This is a genomic window from Nonomuraea ceibae (assembly GCF_019396325.1).
Lineage (GTDB): Bacteria > Actinomycetota > Actinomycetes > Streptosporangiales > Streptosporangiaceae > Nonomuraea > Nonomuraea ceibae.
The window spans coordinates 1-19,734 of the sequence record NZ_JAHKRO010000040.1 but is presented as its reverse complement, the minus strand read 5'-3'; the positions used below and the strand labels follow the sequence as shown (position 1 = coordinate 19,734).

General features: G+C 72.9%; 17 protein-coding genes and 1 tRNA gene. 10 read left to right on the top strand and 8 right to left on the bottom strand.

Going from position 1 to position 19,734, the window contains the following annotated elements; translation table 11 throughout:
• Positions 1-343 precede the first annotated feature (343 nt).
• The 5 genes from KME80_RS23955 (at position 344) to KME80_RS23935 (ending at position 4,891) form a co-directional block, all read left to right on the top strand.
• Positions 344-1,309: a helix-turn-helix domain-containing protein gene (locus KME80_RS23955; protein ID WP_219508368.1), complete on the top strand. Its 966-nt coding sequence runs from the start codon at positions 344-346 to the stop codon at positions 1,307-1,309.
• Positions 1,310-1,357: 48 nt separating this feature from the next.
• Entirely contained in the window at positions 1,358-2,905 is a 1,548-nt protein-coding gene (locus KME80_RS23950; RefSeq protein ID WP_219508367.1) for an MFS transporter, read from the top strand.
• Positions 2,902-3,108, top strand: a complete 207-nt coding sequence (locus KME80_RS23945) for a hypothetical protein (protein ID WP_219508366.1) — start codon at positions 2,902-2,904, stop codon at positions 3,106-3,108. The genes KME80_RS23950 and KME80_RS23945 overlap by 4 nt, the downstream gene beginning before the upstream one ends.
• Before the next feature lie 13 nt (positions 3,109-3,121).
• Positions 3,122-3,982 carry a polysaccharide deacetylase family protein gene (locus tag KME80_RS23940; RefSeq protein ID WP_219508365.1) on the top strand — a complete coding sequence of 287 codons (861 nt, stop codon included), beginning with the start codon at positions 3,122-3,124 and terminating at the stop codon, positions 3,980-3,982.
• Between the two features lie 225 nt (positions 3,983-4,207).
• Positions 4,208-4,891, top strand: a complete 684-nt coding sequence (locus tag KME80_RS23935) for a hypothetical protein (RefSeq protein WP_219508364.1) — start codon at positions 4,208-4,210, stop codon at positions 4,889-4,891.
• Positions 4,892-5,381: 490 nt separating this feature from the next.
• On the opposite strand, the gene KME80_RS23930 is transcribed toward KME80_RS23935, so the two are convergent.
• Positions 5,382-5,453: transfer RNA gene (locus KME80_RS23930), tRNA-Arg, on the bottom strand.
• 115 nt (positions 5,454-5,568) lie between these two features.
• Here KME80_RS23930 and KME80_RS23925 point away from each other — a divergent pair.
• A complete protein-coding gene (locus KME80_RS23925) occupies positions 5,569-5,949 on the top strand; it encodes a response regulator transcription factor (protein ID WP_219508363.1) in 381 nt (126 codons plus the stop codon).
• Here KME80_RS23925 and KME80_RS52810 read toward each other — a convergent pair.
• On the bottom strand, positions 5,946-8,696 hold the full coding sequence (locus tag KME80_RS52810; protein WP_219508362.1) for a helix-turn-helix transcriptional regulator: 2,751 nt from the start codon (positions 8,694-8,696) through the stop codon (positions 5,946-5,948). The two genes, KME80_RS23925 and KME80_RS52810, sit on opposite strands and share 4 nt — an antisense overlap.
• Before the next feature lie 91 nt (positions 8,697-8,787).
• On the opposite strand from KME80_RS52810, the gene KME80_RS23915 reads away from it, so the two are divergent.
• Together KME80_RS23915 and KME80_RS23910 are read left to right on the top strand one after the other, a co-directional pair.
• Complete coding sequence (locus KME80_RS23915) at positions 8,788-9,405, top strand: LysE family translocator (RefSeq protein ID WP_219508361.1); 618 nt, start codon at positions 8,788-8,790, stop codon at positions 9,403-9,405.
• Positions 9,406-9,409: 4 nt separating this feature from the next.
• Positions 9,410-9,955 (top strand): TetR/AcrR family transcriptional regulator, encoded by a 546-nt coding sequence (locus KME80_RS23910; RefSeq protein ID WP_219508360.1) that lies wholly within the window; start codon positions 9,410-9,412, stop codon positions 9,953-9,955.
• On the opposite strand, the gene KME80_RS23905 is transcribed toward KME80_RS23910, so the two are convergent.
• From KME80_RS23905 to KME80_RS23880, 6 genes are read right to left on the bottom strand one after another with little or no spacing between them, the layout of a single operon-like run.
• Positions 9,945-11,144, bottom strand: a complete 1,200-nt coding sequence (locus KME80_RS23905) for a hypothetical protein (protein ID WP_219508359.1) — start codon at positions 11,142-11,144, stop codon at positions 9,945-9,947. The two genes, KME80_RS23910 and KME80_RS23905, sit on opposite strands and share 11 nt — an antisense overlap.
• A 9-nt stretch (positions 11,145-11,153) precedes the next feature.
• The gene (locus KME80_RS23900; RefSeq protein WP_219508358.1) at positions 11,154-11,537 is read right to left on the bottom strand and encodes a RidA family protein; all 384 of its coding nucleotides are present in this window, start codon (positions 11,535-11,537) and stop codon (positions 11,154-11,156) included.
• Entirely contained in the window at positions 11,534-12,613 is a 1,080-nt protein-coding gene (locus KME80_RS23895; RefSeq protein WP_219508357.1) for an alanine racemase, read from the bottom strand. The genes KME80_RS23900 and KME80_RS23895 overlap by 4 nt, the downstream gene beginning before the upstream one ends.
• Before the next feature lie 58 nt (positions 12,614-12,671).
• Entirely contained in the window at positions 12,672-14,198 is a 1,527-nt protein-coding gene (locus KME80_RS23890) for an N-acyl-D-amino-acid deacylase family protein (protein WP_246645639.1), read from the bottom strand.
• Between the two features lie 18 nt (positions 14,199-14,216).
• Complete coding sequence (locus KME80_RS23885; protein WP_219508355.1) at positions 14,217-17,180, bottom strand: DUF4153 domain-containing protein; 2,964 nt, start codon at positions 17,178-17,180, stop codon at positions 14,217-14,219.
• Positions 17,177-17,863 (bottom strand): response regulator, encoded by a 687-nt coding sequence (locus KME80_RS23880; RefSeq protein WP_219508354.1) that lies wholly within the window; start codon positions 17,861-17,863, stop codon positions 17,177-17,179. Before KME80_RS23880 ends, KME80_RS23885 begins: the two co-directional genes overlap by 4 nt.
• Before the next feature lie 73 nt (positions 17,864-17,936).
• Between KME80_RS23880 and KME80_RS23875 the strand changes: the two genes are divergently transcribed.
• The gene (locus KME80_RS23875) at positions 17,937-18,776 is read left to right on the top strand and encodes an arylamine N-acetyltransferase family protein (RefSeq protein WP_308125901.1); all 840 of its coding nucleotides are present in this window, start codon (positions 17,937-17,939) and stop codon (positions 18,774-18,776) included.
• 55 nt (positions 18,777-18,831) lie between these two features.
• A partial coding sequence (locus tag KME80_RS23870; protein ID WP_219508352.1) for a serine/threonine-protein kinase occupies positions 18,832-19,734 on the top strand: 903 nt, incomplete at its 3' end.

The following is a 19,734-nucleotide window of genomic DNA, read 5'->3' as shown; positions in this document are numbered from 1 at the left end:
GATCGCCTCGTAGCTCGGCCACCAGGCGTCCAGCTACGGGCGGCGTCGACACCACCTGATGTGGGCGCCGTCGAGCCCTCTGACGCTCCCCGGGGCAGTCACGCCGAAGGTCTCAGCGTCATGCTGGCCTCGCCGCCGTCCGGATCGGGCCGGCGTCCCGTTTCAAGCGCAAAGACCCCGCTCTGGTGCGTCTGACCGGGATCCACTGTGATGACCGTCATTGCCCTGCGCGAAGCTTGATCGCTAGCGTCACGGTCCGGAGGGCCGGTCACATGGATCACCGGGGGTAGGCATGACGGGGATGGAGCACACCTGCCCGCCGCACATCACGAGACTGGTCCTGTTGGCGGGTGAGACGGCCGGGCTCGATCGGCGCCGGCTGTCGCGGGTTCCCGGGCTGGACGTGGTCGGCGACGACGGCATCCGGCTGCCGTCCGCCTCGCTGGTGCGCATCTGGCAGGAGTGGGAGACGGCGCTGCGCGAGCGAGGCGGCGGCACGCTGCCGTGGAAGTTGTGGCGGCCCGGCCTGCTCGGGGTGTGGGACTACCTTTTCGCCGCCGCCGACACGCTCGTCGACGCGTTCGGCGAGGGCGACCGGCACGCGGCGGCGATCACCGATCCGGCGGAGTCCTTCGCCGTCACCGTCGAGGCCGATGGCCGGCTGACGGTCGGGTTCCGTGGCGTGTTCGCCGGCCATCCGGTGTTCCCGATCATTTCCGAGTTCGCGGCCGGGCTGATCCTGACCTCGGCGCGGTCGGGCGCCGGACGGCCGCTGACCCCGGTGCGGGTGACGCTGCCCTGCGCGCCGCCCCGCCGCCACGCGTACCTGATCGAGGCGTACGGCACCGACCGGCTGGAGTTCGGCGCCGAGCTGCCTTCGGTCACCTTCTCGGCCGCCGATGCGTGGGCGCGGCTGCCGCGGGCGGATCCGGCGCTGGCCAGGATCTTGCGCGAGCACGCGCGCACCACGCTGGCCGGCGCCCGGCCGGTGCTGGGCTGGCTGGACCGCTTCCGGGTCGAGGTCGAGCTGAGCCTGCCCGACGGGGACCTGGCCGCCGTCGCGCGCCGGCTGCGCCTGGCGCCGCGCACCTTGCAGCGCCGCCTGCGCGAGGAGGGGACGAGCTGGCGCGAGGAGGTCGAACGGGTCAGGCGAGCACGGGTGGAGCATCTGCTGCTGAACACGCCCATGACGGTGGCCTCGATCGCCGCCCGCACCGGCTATGCCGACCAGCGCGCGCTGCGCCGGGCGATCCATCGCTGGTACGGCTCCGGGCCCGCGGCGCTGCGGCGGGTCCGGTCCCCTTCCTGACGCGCCCGGCCCTCCTGGTGGGCCCGGCCTGATCCGTACGGTCCCGGCATGAACGTTCGCACTGAACACAAGGCCGGGCCCCGGCAGTGGCTCGGGCTGGCGGTCTTGTTGCTGCCGACCATGATGCTCACCGCCGATCTGGGCGTTCTGTGGCTGGCCACCCCGTTCGTGACCGCTGACCTGCGGCCGTCGAGTGCCGAATTTCTGTGGATCATCGACATCTACGGCTTCATGACCGCCGGGTTCCTGGTGGTGATGGGCACGCTGGGCGATCGGATCGGCCGCCGCCGGCTGTTGCTCGCCGGGGCCGCGACGTACCTGGTGGTGGAGCTCGTCATGGTGGCGTCCGCGTACGCCGCCAGCCCGGGGCTGCTGATCGGGGCGCGGGCGGTGCTGGGTGTGGCCGGGGCCGCGATCCTGCCCTCGACGCTGTCGCTGATCAGCACCATGTTCACCGATCCCCGCCAGCGGACGCGGGCGATCTCGCTGTGGGCGACGGCGCTGGCGCTGGGGGTCGGGCTGGGCCCGGTGTTCGGCGGGCTGCTGCTGGCGAACCTGTGGTGGGGGCTGGTGTTCCTGATCGGCGCGCCGGTCATGCTGCTGGTGCTGGCGGCCGGGCCGGTGCTGCTGCCGGAGTACCGCGACCGGGCGGCCGGGCGGCTGGACCTGACCAGCGTGGCGATGTTCCTGCTGGGCATCCTGCCGATCGTCTACGCGGTCAAGCGCATCGCCGAACACGGCTGGCGGCCCGCGGTGGTGCTGGCCGGGCTGGCCGGGGTGGTGTTCTTCGTCCTGTTCGTCCGGCGGCAGAACCGGCTCCGCTCGCCGCTGCTGGACCTGCGGCTGTTCGCCGACCGGTCCTTCACCGGAGCGCTGACCATGCTGTTCCTGGCCATGATGGCGCTCAACAGCGTGGAGTACCTGATCCCGCAGTTCCTGCAGTTGTTCGGCGGGCTCGACCCGGTGGCGGCCGGATTGTGGTTGCTGCCGTCGGCCGCGGCCTTCCTGCTCGGCTCACAGCTCACGCCGCTGCTGGTACGGCGGCTGCGGCCGGCGTATGTCATCACGCTCGGCGCTCTGGTGTCGCTGGCCGGGTATCTGCTGGCCGTGGGGGCGGCCAGCCCGCTGGCCGCCGCTGTCGCGGCCACGGTGATCATGCTCGGGGTCGGGCCGATCAGCGTGCTGGGCACCGAGCTGGCGGTCCGCGCGGCCCCGCCGCAGAAGGCCGGCTCCGCCGCCGCGGCCGGGCAGACCGCCTACGACCTGGGCCTGGCCATGGGCATCGCCATCACCGGCAGCTTCGCGGTGGCCGTCTACCGCGACGAGATCGCGACGAACCTCCCGCCGGGCGCGCCTGACGCCGCGCGCGACTCGCTGGGCAGCGCCATCGGCGTCGCCGAGGCCCTCCCCTCTCCCCTGGCGGGCCGGCTGGTGGCCGCGGCCAAGGACGCCTTCCTGTGCGGCTTCTCTGCGGCCGCCGCCGTAAGTGCCGGCCTCGCCGTACTGGTCATCGCCGTCGTACTGATCACGCTGCGGCACGTACGCGCGGCGAGCGCCCCTGACGAGGCGACGGAACCCGAGATGGCCGCCCCGTGATCAGCCACCAGATCCTGCTGCTCGCCGGCGAGGTCGTCGACTCCCGCGCGGCGGCCGTTCCCGTCGGCGTCACGGTCATGCACGGCGCGGTCCTGCGCGACCACGCCGTCGTCGACGGACTCGGCCGGGCGCCTGCCGCCCTCATCGGAACGCTTCACGGCGCCGGAACCGGAAAGATGCTCGTCCGCCTCGCCTCGGCCTGAACAAGGGAGAACCATGGAGAACGAACTCTACGACTACGACCCGATCGTCGACCGGCAGCCCCTCCACTGGCCCGGCGACGCCAGGGTGGCCTTCTACGTCGGGCTGAACGTCGAGCACTTCCTGTTCGGCCGGCCGTCGACGAGCCTGAACGAGGCCACCTCGGCCCTGGTGCCCGACCCGCTCAACCACGGCTGGCGCGACTACGGAGCCCGGGTCGGCTTCTGGCGGGTGATGGAGAGCCTGGACCGCCACGGCATCCGGGCCAGCGTGCTGCTCAACTCGTCCGTCTGCGACCACTATCCGCAGATCGTCCAGGCCGGCCTGGCCCGTGACTGGGCGTGGGTGGCCCACGGCCGTACCAACTCCGTCCTTCCGGCGGGCATGTCCGAGGACGAGGAACGCGCCGAGCTGACCTCCATCGTCGCCACGATCGAGCAGGCCACCAGCCGCCGGCCGCGCGGCTGGATGGGCCCCGCGCTCAACGAGACCCTGCGCACCCCGGCCCTGCTGGCCGAACTCGGCCTGAGCTACGTGCTCGACTGGACCTGCGACGACCAGCCGTTCCGGCTGAACGTGCCCGGCATGCTGAGCGTGCCGTACACGGTGGAGCTCAACGACCTCGGCCTGTTCACGATGCACGGCATGACGGGGCCCGACTTCCTGCAGCTGGTAAAGGACCAGTTCGACCAGCTCTACGCCGACTCGGCCACGAGCGGGCGGGTCATGGCGCTGGCTCTGCACCCGTTCGTGATCGGGCAGGCTTTCCGCACCAAGTATCTCGACCAGGCGCTCGCCTACATCGCCGGGCACCCAGGCGTGTGGCTGACCACCAGCGACGACATCGCCGACCACTACGCGAGCACGATGCCATGAGCAGCATGAACGCCCCGGCAACGCGAGCCGGGGCCAAGCAGTAGTAGGTCCTGGCCGTCCTGCTGACCCCGTCCATGCCTGTCGTGTGACCAGGGTCTCTGATCCATGGAAACTCCGGATCCGCCATCAGCGTCGGATAGGGACGCCTCAGACATCGGCATCTCGCTGGACGTACCCCGACCGCTCGATCACGCTGTACACGTGGGGGAACTCTGTGATTTATGGATGCGCTGGCGGGACGGGCAGCAACTCACTGGCGCCACCCTCTGGGGGCAGCCCCTCTTCTACTGGGCCCGCTGGGGGAAGGCGCTCCAGTTTGTCGCCGCGCTTACAGTCGTCCTCGACCTGATCGGCCCCGACGCGCTCCGCGCGTTCGGCAAGCAACTGGCCAGAATTCCATGGCGAGCACGGTTCACCCGAGGCGCCGAGCGGGCGGCAGCCATACTTTCTGTCCTTTCCGCGATCACCTGGATAATCATCGCCGTCATCGGCCTGTTCGATGACACGTTCGGTCCTGCGCGAGAGGCTGCCAAGGCCTACAACGAGGCCGTCGGCGCTCTCGACGGCAGATGGAAGATCGCGATCGGCGTCCTCCTCGCGATCTTCTTCATCGCAGTATTCGCGGCGCCCTTCTGGTATATCAGCTCCTCCGACGCAACAGGAAAATCCAAATCTGAGCTGAAATCCGAAGGCTACTTGGTAATGCTTATAGCGCCCGTGCTCGTGATGGCGCTGATAGCCGTTGGAATCTTCATGCTGCCGTGGGTGATTTTCATCTATGGCTTGTGTCTGCCGGCAAGCCGAGGCCTGGCCTTCCTGCTGGACCGCGCCCGGCCGGCTCACCCTGCCCGATGGCTCGCGTTCGGGTTATTCCTCGTCGGCTTCCACTTCGATTTCCTCGCCTCCTGAGCCGTCCGCACACAGGGAGCGGCCTTCGTGCATCTGGCGACTCCCGCCAAGCCGCCGGCGAGCCCGCCGCTGAAGGCACGCGTCCTCCGCCGGATCGGCCGCGAGGTCGTCTGCAACCGCGACGACCTCGCCACGATCGAAGGCCGCACCCGCGTGGCGACCCGGTCCCCTGGCCCCGACGGATCGGGCGGTGCCGAAGTCCACCCACCGCGCCGGGGGTCGCCGGGCGGCTGTCCATGGGCGTGCCTGCGGCTCAATGGCCGAGCGGGCGGGCACGACGTGGAAGGTCCCGCAGCGGATCTGCCGCCGATGCGTGGCCGGACATGACGAGGTGGGGATCGAACGCGCGGATCGCGCACGGGAGCATCGCCAGTGGCTCGCGAGACTCGCCGCATCGTGCGAGCGGAAGCGCGGCGAGAGGGCACGGCCGAACGATCGGCCAATAAGCAAAAAGCCAGGTCAGACGATGTCTGACCTGGCTGTCGAGCGGTGCCCCCTGCAGGATTCGAACCTGCGCACCCGGCTCCGGAGGCCGGTGCTCTATCCCCTGAGCTAAGGGGGCTCGACGAGTGATAAGGCTACCAGTATCCCGCGACCACTCGGCACCAGATAACCGTCCGTGCACACATCCCGCGAAAACCGCACGTGAGCGCCCTGCTACGGGTAGCTTTGCCGCCGTGGGCGAGGTTCTTGGCAAAGTACTGGTCGTGGACGATGACGAGGTCATCCGTCAGCTGATCGCGGTCAATCTCAACCTTGAGGGGTTCGAGGTGACGACGGCGACCGACGGGCAAGACTGCCTGGATCAGGTGCTGGACGTGATGCCGGACGTGATCACGCTGGACGTGATGATGCCGTGCCTCGACGGCTGGACGACGGCTCAGCGGTTGCGTGCCGAGGAGGCGACGAGCCACATCAAGGTGGTGCTGATCACGGCCAGGGCGCAGGATGACGACAAGCGGCGCGGCCGGGGCCTGGGTGTCGATGCCTATCTGACGAAGCCGTTCGATCCGGCGGAGCTGATCCAGGTGGTCAGGGAGCTGGCGGCGAAGCCCTAGCCGAGGAGGCCGTGGCGGCGGGCGGTGGCGGCGGCCTGGGTGCGGGTGGAGGCGCCGAGCTTGGCCAGGATGTTCGAGACGTGCACGCTGACCGTCTTCTGCGCGATGAACAGCCGCTCGGCGATCTCCCGGTTGGTCAGTCCTTCGGCGACGAGCCGGAGCACTTCCTGTTCGCGGGCGGTCAGGGCGCCGTCCACGTGCCCGTTGCCCTGGCCGGCGCCGAAGCGGGCTCGTTTGCCGAACTCGGCCAGGGCCGACTCCAGGGGGGCCGCCTTGAGCTTCAGGGCCGTCTCTCGCGCCCGTTCCCACTCGGCCTGGGCCTCGTCGCGTTCGCCGGCGGCCAGCAGGGCTTCGGCGAGCCGCCAGCGGGCCCGCGCCTCCTCGTAGACGAACCCGTACGAGAAGGCTTCGGCGACCTGGCGCCACAGGGAGACGTCGAGGCGGCCGTGGACGCGGTGCCTTTCGGCCTCGACGCGCAGCGCCCACGCGTTTCCTTCGGGGCCCATGGGGCCGCGTTCGCCCACCGGGCCGGAGTCGACGGCGAAGCGGGCGCGGTCGGCGAGTTCGTCGGCGCCTTCGGTGGTGCCGAGCGAGGCCATCGCCCACAGGCCGATGGCGGCGATGCGGACGGTGCCGGATTCGCCGGGCAGGAGGGAGTCGAGAGCGGCGGCGACGTGGTCGAGGGCGGCGGCGGGGTCGCCGGTCCACAGGGCGTGTTCGGCGGCGAGCCCGCGTGACATGTAGACGACGAGCGCGTCGTCCCAGAACGGGCGCAGCCAGGCCAGCCGGCTCTCCACGGCGGGCAGGCCGCGGGCGACCTCGATGAACAGGGCGAAGGACGACAGCGTGGCCTCGGGCACGGTGCCGACGCGGGCGCCGAACCCGGAGGCGACGGCTTCGGCCTCGTCCCATTCGCCGGCCACGTAGTGGATGAGGAAGCGCAGGAAGCGCAGGTCGGTGCCGTAGGTGCTCCAGCGCAGGCCGGTCTCGTCGGCGAGCCGGATGCCCTCGTCGGCGACCTCGGCGGCCTGGCGGAGCAGGCCCTGCTCGTAGTGGACGCGGGCATGGTGGAAGTGGGCGCGCAGGTCCATGGCGAGGTCGCCGGTGCTCTCGGCGGAGGCGAGCTCGATCAGCTCGTGGGCGCGGATGACGTCGTGGCGGACCTCGGTGAACGTGGCGAGCGTGAGCAGGGCGCCGGCCTCGGCGTCCTTGGCCCCGGCGGCGCGGGCGGTCTCCAGCGCGCGGTGAGCCAGCTGCTCGACCTCGGCGTGGCGCGGGGTCCACAGCAGGGCGCGGGCGTACGTGGCGAGGGCCCGGGCCAGGGCGGTCTGGTCGAAGGCGGTGTTGACGGCGTGTTCGGCGGCGGCGATGGCGCCTTCGGTGTCGTCCATCTCGAACAGGTAGTAGGCGAGCCGTTCGCTGACCTCGGAGGTGGGCGGCAGGGCGCGCAGGGCGTGCACGGCGCGGTGGTTGTCGCCGCTGTCGGCGGCCATGACGGCGCTGCGGAAGGCGAGCGCGATGCGGCTCTCGCCGGCGAGTTCGGCGGCGTCACTGACCCGGTCCCACAGGCTGAGCACCTGGTCGTAGTGGCGGTGGGCCTCGGCGGGCGCGCCCAGGCGCTCGGCCAGGCGGCCGGCTTCGGCGGAGGCGGCGACGGCGCCTGCCAGGTTGTGGCTGGCCAGGTGGTGGTGGGCGAGCTCGGCGGGCGAGGTGAGCAGGCGGGCGAAGTCGGCGTGCAGGCGGGTGCGCTCGCCGGGCAGCAGGTCGGTGTAGACGGCTTCCTGGAGGAGGGCGTGGCGGAAGGCGTAGCCGTGGCCGTGGACGCGCAGCAGGCCGCGCGAGACGATCTCCCGTACGGCTTCCTCGAAGTCGGGCAGGGGCAGGCCGGAGACCTCGCGCAGCAGCTCGTCCTCGACGCGGCGGCCGGCCACGGCGGCGGCGCGCAGCACCTGCTGGGAGGCGGGCGTGAGCACTTCGACGCGGGACATGAGCAGGCTGGCCAGGCTGTCGGGCAGGGTTTCGCCCTCGGCGACGGCGCCGGCGAGCTCCTCGGCGTAGAAGGGGTTGCCGTCAGCGCGGGAGACGACCATGCCGAGTTCGCGGGCGTCCAGCGAGCCCAGCGTCATGACATAGTCGGACATGTCGCCAGAGCCGAGCGGGCCCAGCTCCACGTTCGTCACCGTGGGCAGCCGCTTGAGCTCGGCCAGCACCGACCGGAGCGGGTGGCGCCGGTGCAGGTCGTCGGTGCGGTACGTGCCGGCCACGCACACGCGCTCGGTCTGGACCATCCGGCTCAGGAACACCAGCAGGTCGCGCGTGGACCGGTCGGCCCAGTGCAGGTCCTCGATCACGAACAGCACCGGCTGCAGCTCCGACAGCAGCCCGAGCAGCGTGCCGAACAGCCGCTGCTGGGTCAGCGCGGCCGACTGCGTGCCCTCGGTGCCAGGCAGGAGCTGGCTGAGCATGGGGTGGGCGGCGGCGGCCTCGCGCACCTCGGGGTCCGCGCTTCGCAGCGCGTCGGCCAGCGGCAGGTAGGGCAGCGCGTCGCCGAGCTCGGCGCACTGGCCGACGAGGACGTTGAAGCCGCGCTCGCGCGCCTCGGAGACCACCTCTCCGACCAGGCGGGACTTGCCGATCCCGGCGTCGCCTCCGATGAGGGCGACCCCGGCGGTGCCCTCGGCGGCGGCGTCGAGCACCCGGACAAGACGGGCGAGCTCGATCGAGCGGCCGACGAGAGTTCCATTCACGCAGTTACTATGCCACGCACCGCAATGGACCGTATTTCAGGCCGTGCATTGGCCCTTCTGCCCGGACCAAAGCCGCCTTTACCCTCATCAGGTGATCTCCTGGACGACGTTCGTCTTCTTCGTGAGCGCCTCGCTGGCCCTGGTGCTGATCCCGGGACCCAATCACCTCTACATCATGGCCAGAGGGCTCTCCCAGGGCCGTGCGGCGGCACTGGTGAGCGCGGTCGGCGTGGAGGTGGCCACGCTCGTGCACATCGCCGCGGCCGCCGCCGGGCTGTCGTACGTGATCGCGCGCTCGGCGACGCTGTTCGCGATCGTCAAGTGGGCGGGGGTGGCGTACCTGGTCTATCTGGGCATCCGCGCCTTCACCGGCGGCGACGGGGCGGCGGCGCGGACCCCGGAGCGGCAGCCGCTGCGCAAGGTGTTCCTCGAAGGCGTCGTGGTCAACCTGCTGAACCCCAAGGTCACGCTCTACTTCCTGGCCTTCCTGCCCCAGTTCGTCCGGCCGGAGGCGGGCTCGCCGGCGGCGCAGATCGTGGTGCTCGGGCTGACGCTGCTGGCGCTGGGCACGCTGTCGGACATCGTGTACGCGTTCGCGGCCGGCGCGCTCAGCGACCGCCTGACGAGCCGGGCCAGGGCGTTACGCCGTCTCAGCGGCGTCGTCTACCTGGGGCTGGGCGTGGCTACGGCGTTCACCGGGAGAAAATGATCGCATGGCGCCGAGGAAGCAGCAGGAGATCTTCGATGCGACGTTGCGGCTGGTGGCCGAGAAGGGCTACGCGGGGCTGACCGTCGAAGGGGTCGCCGAGCGGTCGGGCGTCAACAAGACGACGATCTACCGCTGGTGGCCGTCGAAGGCCGCGCTGCTCGGCGCCGCGCTGGTGGAGGCCGATCTGCTGGCGTTCGAGGCGCCCGACACGGGCAGCCTGCGCGGCGACCTGGTCGCGCTGGTGGAGGGGCTGCGCCGGCTCCTGACGGAGCCTCCGGCGCGCGACGTCGCCGTGGCCGCGCTGGCCGCCGCCGTCGACCATCCGGAGCTGGATGTACGGCGCTTCTTCGCCGACCGGTTCGCCCGCGAGCGCCAGGTCTTCGAACGCGCGGCGCGGCGCGGCGAGCTGGCGGCCTCGGCCGACCCGATGCTGATCGTGGACCTGCTGGCCGGGGCGGTGTGGGTGCGGGCGGTGTTCCGCGGGCAGCCGCTCGGGCCCGGGTTCGCCGAGCGCACGGTGTCGCTGGTCCTCGACGGGGTCAGCCCTTGACCTCGGCCAGCGCGGCCGGGATGCGCTCCAGCACGGGGTGCGGCACCAGCCCGTAGGCGTAGAAGTCGACGGCCGCCGCGCCCGCCGCCTTGGCCCCCCGCGCCTTGGCCACCAGCCGGTCGGCGGAGTCGCTGTCGGGAAACCCGGGCCGAAGCACGGCCCGCACCTCCCGGTCCTTGCCCACGGAACGCAGGTAGGCGCCCACGTCGTCGGCCACCCGGACGGCGTCGCGGGCGTAGGCGAGCACGCCGAAGGCCGGCACCAGGTCGCCGAGCGCCACCAGGTCGACCCCGAACTGCCAGGCGTCGTGGGCGGCCAGGCCGGGCGTGGGCAGGCCGTCGGTGTAGCCCTTGACCGCGCCGGTCGAGTCGATGAACACCAGCTTGGAGCCCTCGTCGGCGACGGCGGACGCCACCTCGGAGACGAGCGTGGTGACGGTCTCGGAGCGGGCGCGGGCGTAGGCGACGACCTCGGGGCCGGCGTAGGCGGTGAGCGCGGCCCTGGTCACCTCGCCCTGCGCGGGGGGGTCGCCGTCGAGCACGCTGCCGACGATCCTGGCGCACTCGTCCCGCGCCACCTCGGCGTTCACCCCGAGGTCGGTGGCGCGGCGCATGCAGTAGTCGCAGAAGCACAGGCCGAACAGGTAGGCGTCCATCGGCCCGAGCGGCACGAACGAGCGCTGCGGCTTGTGCGGCCTGAAGTGCAGCGATTCGGCCACCACGCTGTCGACGCCGAGCCGGGCGACGGCCCTGGCCAGGGCGACCGCGTAGTCGCGCACGTCGGGGTGGGCGGGGCACAGGTCGGCCAGCGCGCCCCGGTCGCCGAAGCAGTCGCGCACGCTCACGTCCGGGTGCGCCTCGCCGATGGTGGCGTTGCGCAGGAAGACGGTCCAGCCGTGGAGCTTGAGCCCACGCGCCGTGCAGGCGGCGCGCAGGCCGTCGAGCGCGTCCTGGTGCCCGGCCGTCGGCGTGAGCCGCAGGCCGGAGAACAGGTCGGCCGGCGGGACCAGGTGGGCCCCGTCGTGCCGGATGGTCAGCCGGGACAGCCCGTGCGGGGTGACGTCGCGGGAGGCGTGGTGGACGGCGCCGACGGTGACTCCCGCCACGCCGTAGGCGCTGATCCTGTCGAGCACCCGCTCGACCCCTTCGCCTCGCAGGTCCTCCACGAAGACGTACACCGAACTGTCCACGAGCCGACCTTACGCGCTCTTGTGCGCGACGAAGTCGATCTCCACCAGGATGTTCATCAGCTCGGACCCGACGGTGGTGCGCACCGGGTACGGCTCGGTGAAGTAGGACTTGTAGACCTCGTTGTAGGCGGCGAAGTCGCGGTGCAGGTCCTGGAGGTGGACGGTCGCCTTGATCACGTCGTCGAAGCCGAGGCCGTGGGCCGCCAGGATCGCGCCGAGGTTGCGCATGACCTGATGGGTCTGCGCGGCCACGTCGTCGCCGCCGACGATCTCACCGGTCTGCGGGTCCAGCGGGCCCATGCCGGAGGTGTAGACGAAGTCGCCGACCACGAGACCCTGCGAGTAGGCGCCGACCGGGGCGGCGCCTTCGGTGGTCCTGAGCTCTTTCTTCATGTCAACTCCTGGAAACGGGTGGTGATGGTGCCGACGACCCGGTATTCGCGGTCGACGAGGGGAAGCGCCCGCCACTTGTCGAAGGCGGTGCACGGGTGCGAGATGCCGAAGGCCAGCAGGTCGCCGGGCCTGAGCCCGTCGGCGTGCACCACCGCGTGCTGGTCCTGCATCTTGACGATGGTGACGCCGCCGCGCCTGGGAATGGGCAGGCCCTCGTCGTACGGGGCGTCGCGCTTGCCCATGCCGACGACCGCCAGGCCGGGCTCGGGGGTGGACAGCACGTGCGCCCACACCTCCAGGGCGGGCCACAGCTCGCCGTCGATCCGGTTGAACGGGGTGCGCTCGCGGTAGTAGCCGTCGTCGTGGGTGACGTAGGCGCCGCTGCGCAGCAGGATGCGGGCCTGGGTGGCGGCGAGGTGGCGGCCGATCACGTCGAACCACTGGCTGCCGCCGACGCTGAGGATCGGGGTGCGGATGCGCAGGTGCTCGGCGGCCTCCTGCAACTGGTCCAGATATTTCCGGACCTCTTCCGCCGACTTCAGCGACCCCTCGTACCCGGCGACCCCGGCCAGCTCGACCCCGCCGGTCTGCTGGACGTACGCGGCCAGGGTCAGCAGGTCGTCCAGGCTCCGGCATCCGGCCCGGCCCCCGGCGTGCCCCAGTTCGACCAGCACCCGGAACGGCCGCGCCCCGGCGTGCGCGGCCAGGATGTCGACCCCGGCCGCCGAGTCGGCGAACGACAGGAACTCGAACTCCGGATCGCGCTCCAGCTCACCGGCCGCCCACCGCAGCCCGGCGGGGTCCACGACCTGGTTGGCCACCATGATCCGGCTCACGCCGAACTCGCGCACGGTCATCGCCTGGCGCGGCGTGGCCACGGTCAGCCCCCACGCCCCGGCGTCGAGCTGCATCGCGGCGATCTCCGGCGACAGGTGCGTCTTGGCGTGCGGCGCCAGCTCCAGTCCGTGGTCGCGGGCGAACGCGGCCATCGTCGCGATGTTGTGCTCCAGCGCGTCGCGATGCACGACCATGAGCGGGAACCCGAGCTCGCCGTCGAGCACGGAGTGTCCAAGCATCTCCCGCACATCTCCCCCTTTTGTCCGCTTCTGACCTTATCCTGTGGATCTTGTACGGTCAGCGCGGGCGCAGGGCCCGGCCGGGGGTCGCACCGGTCAGCTCACCGGCCGCCAGCACCCGCTGACCCGACACCAGCACGTCGTCCACGCCGGCGGCCAGCGTGCGCGGCGCGTCGTAGGTGGCCTGGTCGCCCACAGTCAGCGGGTCGAACACCACCACGTCCGCCGCGAACCCGGGCCGCAGCAGCCCGCGGTCGTGCATGCCGAACCGCCTGGCCGGATGCGAGGCCAGGTGCACCACGGCCTGCTCCCACGTCCAGTCGCCCAGCTCACGCACGTGCCGCCCGAGGAACCGGGCGAACGCCCCGAACCCCCGCGGATGCGGATGACCGCCCACGTAGATGCCGTCGGAGCCGCCGGTCTGCGACGGATGCCGCAGAACCGCCCGTACGGACTCCTCGCCCGCCGGGCCCTCGTCGGGGCGCGCGGCCACGCAGCCGGCCTCCAGGCGGGTCTCCACGAGCAGGCGGCGGCAGAACGCGGCGGGATCGACGCCCGCCCGCTCGGCCGCCTCGACCATCGTCAGCCCCTCGGCCCACTCCAGGCCGGGCGCGTGCGAGATCGTCAGCCTCGGCCAGGTCGGCGCCAGCCCCGCCCACCAGGCGTCGAGCTCGGTGGAGGCGATCATCTCCAGCGCCCTGTCGACCTCGGCGCCCGGCACCGACGGCGGCAGCACCACCATGGCCAGGATCGTGCTGGCCCGCAGGTAGGGGTAGGTGTCGAAGGTCAGGTCGACGTCCTTGCCGTGCGCCTCGTCGATCAGCGGCAGCAGCACGTCGGCGGGGCCGTGCAGGTGGGAGACGTGCACCGCGGCGCCCGAGAGCTGCGCGATCTCCACCACGTCCGCCATGCCGACCCCGGCGCGGGCGCCGTAGGCCCGCATGTGCGTGACGTACGGCAGGCCCGCCAGCGGCCGGCAGAGCTCGGCCAGCTCCCCGGCGGAGGCGTAGCGGCCCGGCAGGTACTCCAGGCCGCTGGACAGCCCCACCGCGCCCTCCGACAGCCCGCGCTCCACGCGCGCCAGCATGCCCGCCAGGTCCTCGGGCGAGGCGGCCTCCGGCGAGGCGCCCATCACGTCATAGCGGATCGTGCCGTGCGGCAGCAGGTAGGCGGTGTTGAGCGCCACCGAGCGGTCGTAGCCGTCGAGCAGCTCGGCCACCGTCAGCGGCCCCTCGGTGAGCAGCCCGTTGACGGCGGCGAAGTAACGCGAGGCGTAGGCGACGGTCTCGGCGGAGCCCGGCGCGAACGACAGCCCGTCCTGCCCCAGCACGAACGTCGTCACGCCCTGCCGCAGCGCCGCGAGCTGCACGCCCCGGTCGAACACCACGGCGTCGCCGTGCGCGTGGCAGTCGACGAACCCCGGCGCCACCAGCCGCCCGGCCGCGTCGATCACCGTCGCCGCGCCGGCCCCGTCGAGGCGGCCCACCGCCGCGATCCTGTCACCGGAGATCGCCACGTCGGCCCGGTACGCCGGCGCTCCGGTGCCGTCGAGCACCCGGCCGCCGCTGATGACTACGTCGAACATCACCCCAAGATTCAACCATCAGGAACCGCGGCCGGACACGGCCTGACAGGACGACTGCGCGATCACCGGGCGTTCCGCCAGCAGGGCGCGGGCCCGTGACCTGTCCAGGTTCCAGCCGTTCCACGAATCCGGCTCGTCCAGGCCGTTGGCCCTGACCACGTCGGCGAGCACGCAACTGCGCTGCGGCTCGGGCAGCCGGTCCAGCGCCGGGACCGCCTCCGCGCCCAGATCGCCCAGGTAGTCGGCGTCGAGGTTCTGCACGCCGCGCAGCGTGGCCTGCGACTCGGCGACCCGCAGGTCCGGGTTCGCCATCCCGAAGACGCCCAGCCCGACCGCGGTCACCAGCACGATCGTGCGCGGCAGCCAGCCCGTGCCGCGCCCCGCCAGCCGGACCGCCCCGGCCAGCAGCACCAGCGCGAACACCGCGCCCAGCCACCACACCGTCGCCTCCACCGACAGCCGCAGCCGCGACAGCCCGTACGCGTCCGTGTAGAGCTCCATCCGGTGCAGCGCCGAGACCAGGATCACCAGCGTCAGCCCGCACAGCAGGCCGAGCGGCGCCGACAGCAGCCACCGCTCGCCCCGCTCCGCCCGGACCGTCCCCGCCGCGAACGCCACGATGCCCAGCACCGCCACGCTGGCCACGACGAGCTGGAAGAAGCCCTGCCTGGCGTACTCGGCGTAGGTGAGCCCGGCCGTCTCCAGCACCCACGCGTCGCCGCCGAACAGCGCCGTGATCTGGACCGCGACGAACGCCGCGAACAGCAGGTTCACCGCCGTCAGCGGCACCAGCCAGACGGCCTTGCTGACCCGCACCCGCACCTCAGGGGCGATCGGGTCCACCACCGGCCGCAGCGCCACCAGCACCACCGCCGCCAGCAGCACCGCGAACACCCCGGCCAGGAAGATCCGCAACGGCAGCGACTCCGCCCACTCCGGCGCCGCCGTCAACCGGTCCACGTAACCGGCGAACACCGGGTCCGCCGAGGCGAACAGCAGCCCGAACACCAGCAGCAGCACCGCCGTGATGCCCAGCCCCGCCAGCGTCGGCAGCACCCGCCGCCGCGCCGCCAGCCCCTTCAGCGGCCTGGCCACGAACCACGGCAGCGGCCCCAGCGCCAGCAGCACCGACGCGCCGCCCCTGATCACGCCCAGCCAGCCCAGCCCGGCCCCCGACACCGCCAGCGCCACCAGCCCCGCGCCCGCCACCAGCAGGAGACCCACCAGCCAGTCGGCGTCCCGCACGGCCGCCATCGCGATCAGCCAGTACGCCGCCAGCCCGAACGCGACCGTCCACGGCGTCATCCGCCGCATCACCGCGGGCAGCGCCGCCGCCCCGATCATCACCGCGACCAGCACGATCCCCAGCCCGACGTGCGCGTCGGGCAGCGCCACCGCCGCGAACACCCCCGCCCCCGCCGCCGCCGGCAGCAGCCAGCGCGGCGTCTCCGGCACCTCCGGCCTCGGGAACACGGGCGGCGGCACGTACACGGGCGGCCCGCCGCCGTGCTGCGGCTGCGCACCCCGCTCGCCCTGGTACGGGACGGCCGTGGCGCGTGCCCTGTCCGCGGCGCGGCGGGCCGAGGCGGCGCCCATCGACGCGCCCGCCGCCCCGAGCACCAGCGTCGTCCCCGCCACCCACACCAGCAGCCCGGCCCCGTCACCGAACACCATGGACGCGAACACGGCGAGGAACAGACCCCCGACGAACCCCGCCATCACGCCGAGGACGAGCCCCACCAGGACCCGCGCCAGCCCCTCCGCCGCCCCGATCCCCTTCGCCACGGCGGGCCTCTCCGGCATGCGTACGGGCTCCTTCGGGGCCGGGGCGACCGCCGGGCCCTCGGCGGGCGCCGCTGGGCCGGCCTGAGGGGCTTCGGCTGCCGCGTCGCCGGTCACCGACGCCCCGACGAGCGCGGCGGGGACGGGGGGACGCTCGCCGGCCTCCCTCGCGGTCACGGGGGCGGCGTCCGAAGGACGGTCGGCGGGCATGGTGATCCTCCCGGGAAGATCGACGACCATGCGGCACCCCGCGCAGTCGTCGATGCGGATGGAGCCGCCGTGCAGTTCGACGATCTCCTTGACGATGGCCAGCCCCAGCCCCGCGCCGCCCGCGTCGGCGGTGCGGCCGGCGTCGAGGCGGGAGAAGCGCTCGAACACCCGCCCCCGGGCGTCCCGCGGGATGCCCGGCCCCTGGTCGGCGACCGAGAGCGTCACCCCGGCCGCCGACGCCGAGGCGGTCACGGTGACCGACCCGCCGGAGGGGCTGTGGCGTACGGCGTTGTCGAGCAGGTTGGCCAGGACCTGCGCCAGCAGGTCGGGGTCGGCGCTGACCGCCAGCCCGGCGGGGACCGCCGCGCGCAGCCGGACGTCCTCGCGCGCCAGCGACGCCTCCAGCACCGCCTGCTCGGCGAGCGGCGCGAGCTCGACGACCTCCGGCTCGATGAGCCGTGAGCCCGAGTCGAACCGCGACAGGTCCAGGAGCTGCGCCACCAGCCGCCCGAGCCGCTCGGTCTGGGCGAGCGCGGTGCGCATGGTGACGGGGTCGGGCGTGGAGACGCCGTCGACGACGTTCTCCAGGACGGCGCGCAGGCCGGTGATGGGGGTGCGCAGCTCGTGGCTGACGTTGGCGACGAGCTCGCGGCGCTGCCTGTCGACCTCGCCCAGGTCGTCGGCCATCGCGTTGAACGCCCTGGCCAGCTCGCCCACCTCGTCGCGGGAGGTGGCCCGCACGCGCAGCGTGTAGCGGCCCTGGGCGATCGTCTGGGCCGCCCTGGCCATCTCGCGCAGCGGCTTGGTCATGCCCATCGCCAGGAGCTGCACCATGATGAGGGCGAGCACCACGGCGACCGCGATCCGGACGTCCCTGGAGAAACCGGCGTTGATGCCGACCTCGTTCACCACGAACGCCGTGCCGACGGCCAGCACGATGACGATGCCGAGCTTCACCTTGATGCGGCCGAGGAAGTCCAGCGGCCTCATCGGCGCACCAGCGCGTAGCCGACGCCGTGGACGGTGCGCACCACGTCCGGGCCGAGCTTGCGGCGCAGCGCCCGTACGTGACTGTCGACGGTCCTGGTGGCGGCAGCCTCCGAGAACCCCCACACGTCCGACAGCAGCCGCTCCCGCTCGAACACCTGGCCAGGCCGCTCCGCCAGCCGGCGCAGCAGGTCGAACTCGGTCCGCGTGAGCTGCGCCTCCGTGCCGCCCACGAACACCCGCCGCGCCGCCGTGTCGATCTCCACCTCGCCGACCCGGACCACGGCGTCCTCCGTGGTGGCGAGCTGCCCGGCGCGCTCCACCCGCCGCAGCAGCGCGTGGATGCGGGCGACCAGCTCCCGCATGCTGAACGGCTTGGCCAGGTAGTCGTCCGCGCCGACGCCGAGCCCCACGAGCACGTCGGTCTCCTCGCCCAGCGCGGTCAGCATGAGCACCGGCACCGGGCGGGCCGCCTGCATCCGGCGGCACACCTCCAGCCCGTCGAGCCCCGGCAGCAGCCGGTCCAGGATGACCAGCTCCGGCTCCGCCCTGCCGTACTCGGCCAGCGCGGCGTGCCCGTCGGCGGCGACCCGCACGTCGAACCCCTCGGCGGCGAGCCGGTCGCGCACGGCGCGGGCGATGGTGGCGTCGTCCTCGACGACGAGGATGCGTCGCTGCTCTGTCACGCCGGAAAGCCTAGAAGGGGGCTGTGCAGAGGGCACTCCCCAATTCGTGCACATCCGGTGCAGACTTGGGCAGGTGAACGTGCCCGCGTACCTGAACCGCCTCCGCCAGCCCGCCGCCCCGCCCTCCGCCGACGCCCTGCGCGCGCTGCACGCCGCCCACGTCGAACGGGTCGCGTACGAGGCTCTGGAGGTCTGGCTGGGCCGGCCGACCACGATCGACCCGGACGAGTCGGCGGCGCGGATCGCGGCCGGGCGCGGCGGCTACTGCTACCACCTCAACGGCGCGTTCGCGGCGCTGCTCGCGGCGCTCGGCTACGACGTCACCCGCCACGTGGGCGGCGTCCAGAACCGGGGCGGCGAGGCTGGCATCACCGCCAACCACCTCGTCCTCACCGTGCGCGGCCTTCCCGCGCCGGACAACCCCGGCGGCGCGTGGCTGGTCGACGCCGGGCTCGGCGACGGCCTGCACGAGCCGCTCCCGCTGGTCGCGGGCACGTACCGGCAAGGACCCTTCACGTACGGGCTGCGTCCGTCGCAGGTCGCGCCCGGCGGGTGGCGGTTCGACCATGACCCGGCCGGTTCGTTCATCGGCATGGACTTCGGCCTCGCCCCGGCGGAGATGAGCGCCTTCGAGGCGATGCACCGGCATCTGACCACCTCGCCCGACTCCGGGTTCGTGCGGACGGCCGTCGTGCAGCGGCGCGACGCGCTCGGCGTCGACACGCTGCGCGGGCTGGTGCTGTCGCGCACCGGCGGCAAGGTGCTCACCGTGACGCTCGACTCGGCCCGCGACTACTACGCCGCCCTGGCCGACATCTTCGAGCTGCCCCTCGACGACGTGAGCGCGGCCGAGAAGGAGAAGCTCTGGATCAAGGTGCACGCGGCGCACGAGGCGTGGCTGACGAGCACCTGACCGGGTACACCATCCCCTGCAACGGCCCCCCGGTCCCGGAGGCGAGAAGCCGGCCATGACACAGACCAGGAAGCTCGGCGGGCGCTACCGGCTGCTGAACCCCCTCGGCGGCGGAACGCTGCTGCTGGCGTTCGACGAGCACGAGCACCGCGACGTCGTCGTGCGGATGCTGCGCGTCCCCGCCGAGTCCCGCGAACTCGCCGTGATCGAGGCGCGGCGGGCCGCCGGGTTCGCCCACCCCTCGGCGGTGCCGCTGCTCGACGTGCTCGTCGACTCCGGCGAGGCGTGGCTGGTCATGGAGTTCGTCTCCGGGGCGTCACTGGAGCAGAGCGTACGGGCGCGGCGGCCGCTGGCCGTCCAGCAGGCGGCGCGCATCGGGGTGTGCGTCCTGTCGGCGCTGGAGGCGGCGCACGCGGCCGGGATCGTGCACGGGCGGGTCAACCCGGCCAACGTGCTGCTGACCGGGACCGGGCGGGCGCTGCTCACCGGGTTCGGGATGCCCGCGCCCGGCATGCGGGAGTCGGCCGACCTGTGGTCACTCGCCGCCACCCTGCACTTCGCCGTCGAAGGCCGCCCGCCCGGGCAGGCCCCCGCCACCGGCGCCGACCCGCTGCGGACGCTCATCCGGGCCATGCTGCGGCCCGCCGGGACACCGCCCACGCCGCTCGTCGCCGCCACGCTCGCCCGGCTGGCCGTCGACACCCCGCTCGACCACGTCCTCGCCGCCCGCGGGCCGCTGCCGCCCGGCGAGGTCGCCGCCATCGGGCTCGCCGTCCTCGACCAGCTCACCGCCCTGCACACCGGCGGCGCCTGCCACGGGGCCGTCCACCCGGGCGCCATCCTCCTCGACGCGGCCGGCCGGGCGACGCTCATGCCCAGCCTCGCCCCCGCCCGCCCCTCACTCCCTCCGGGCCCGGTCCGCGGCCGCCACGCCCTCCCGCCCCCCGCCCCGCCGTCC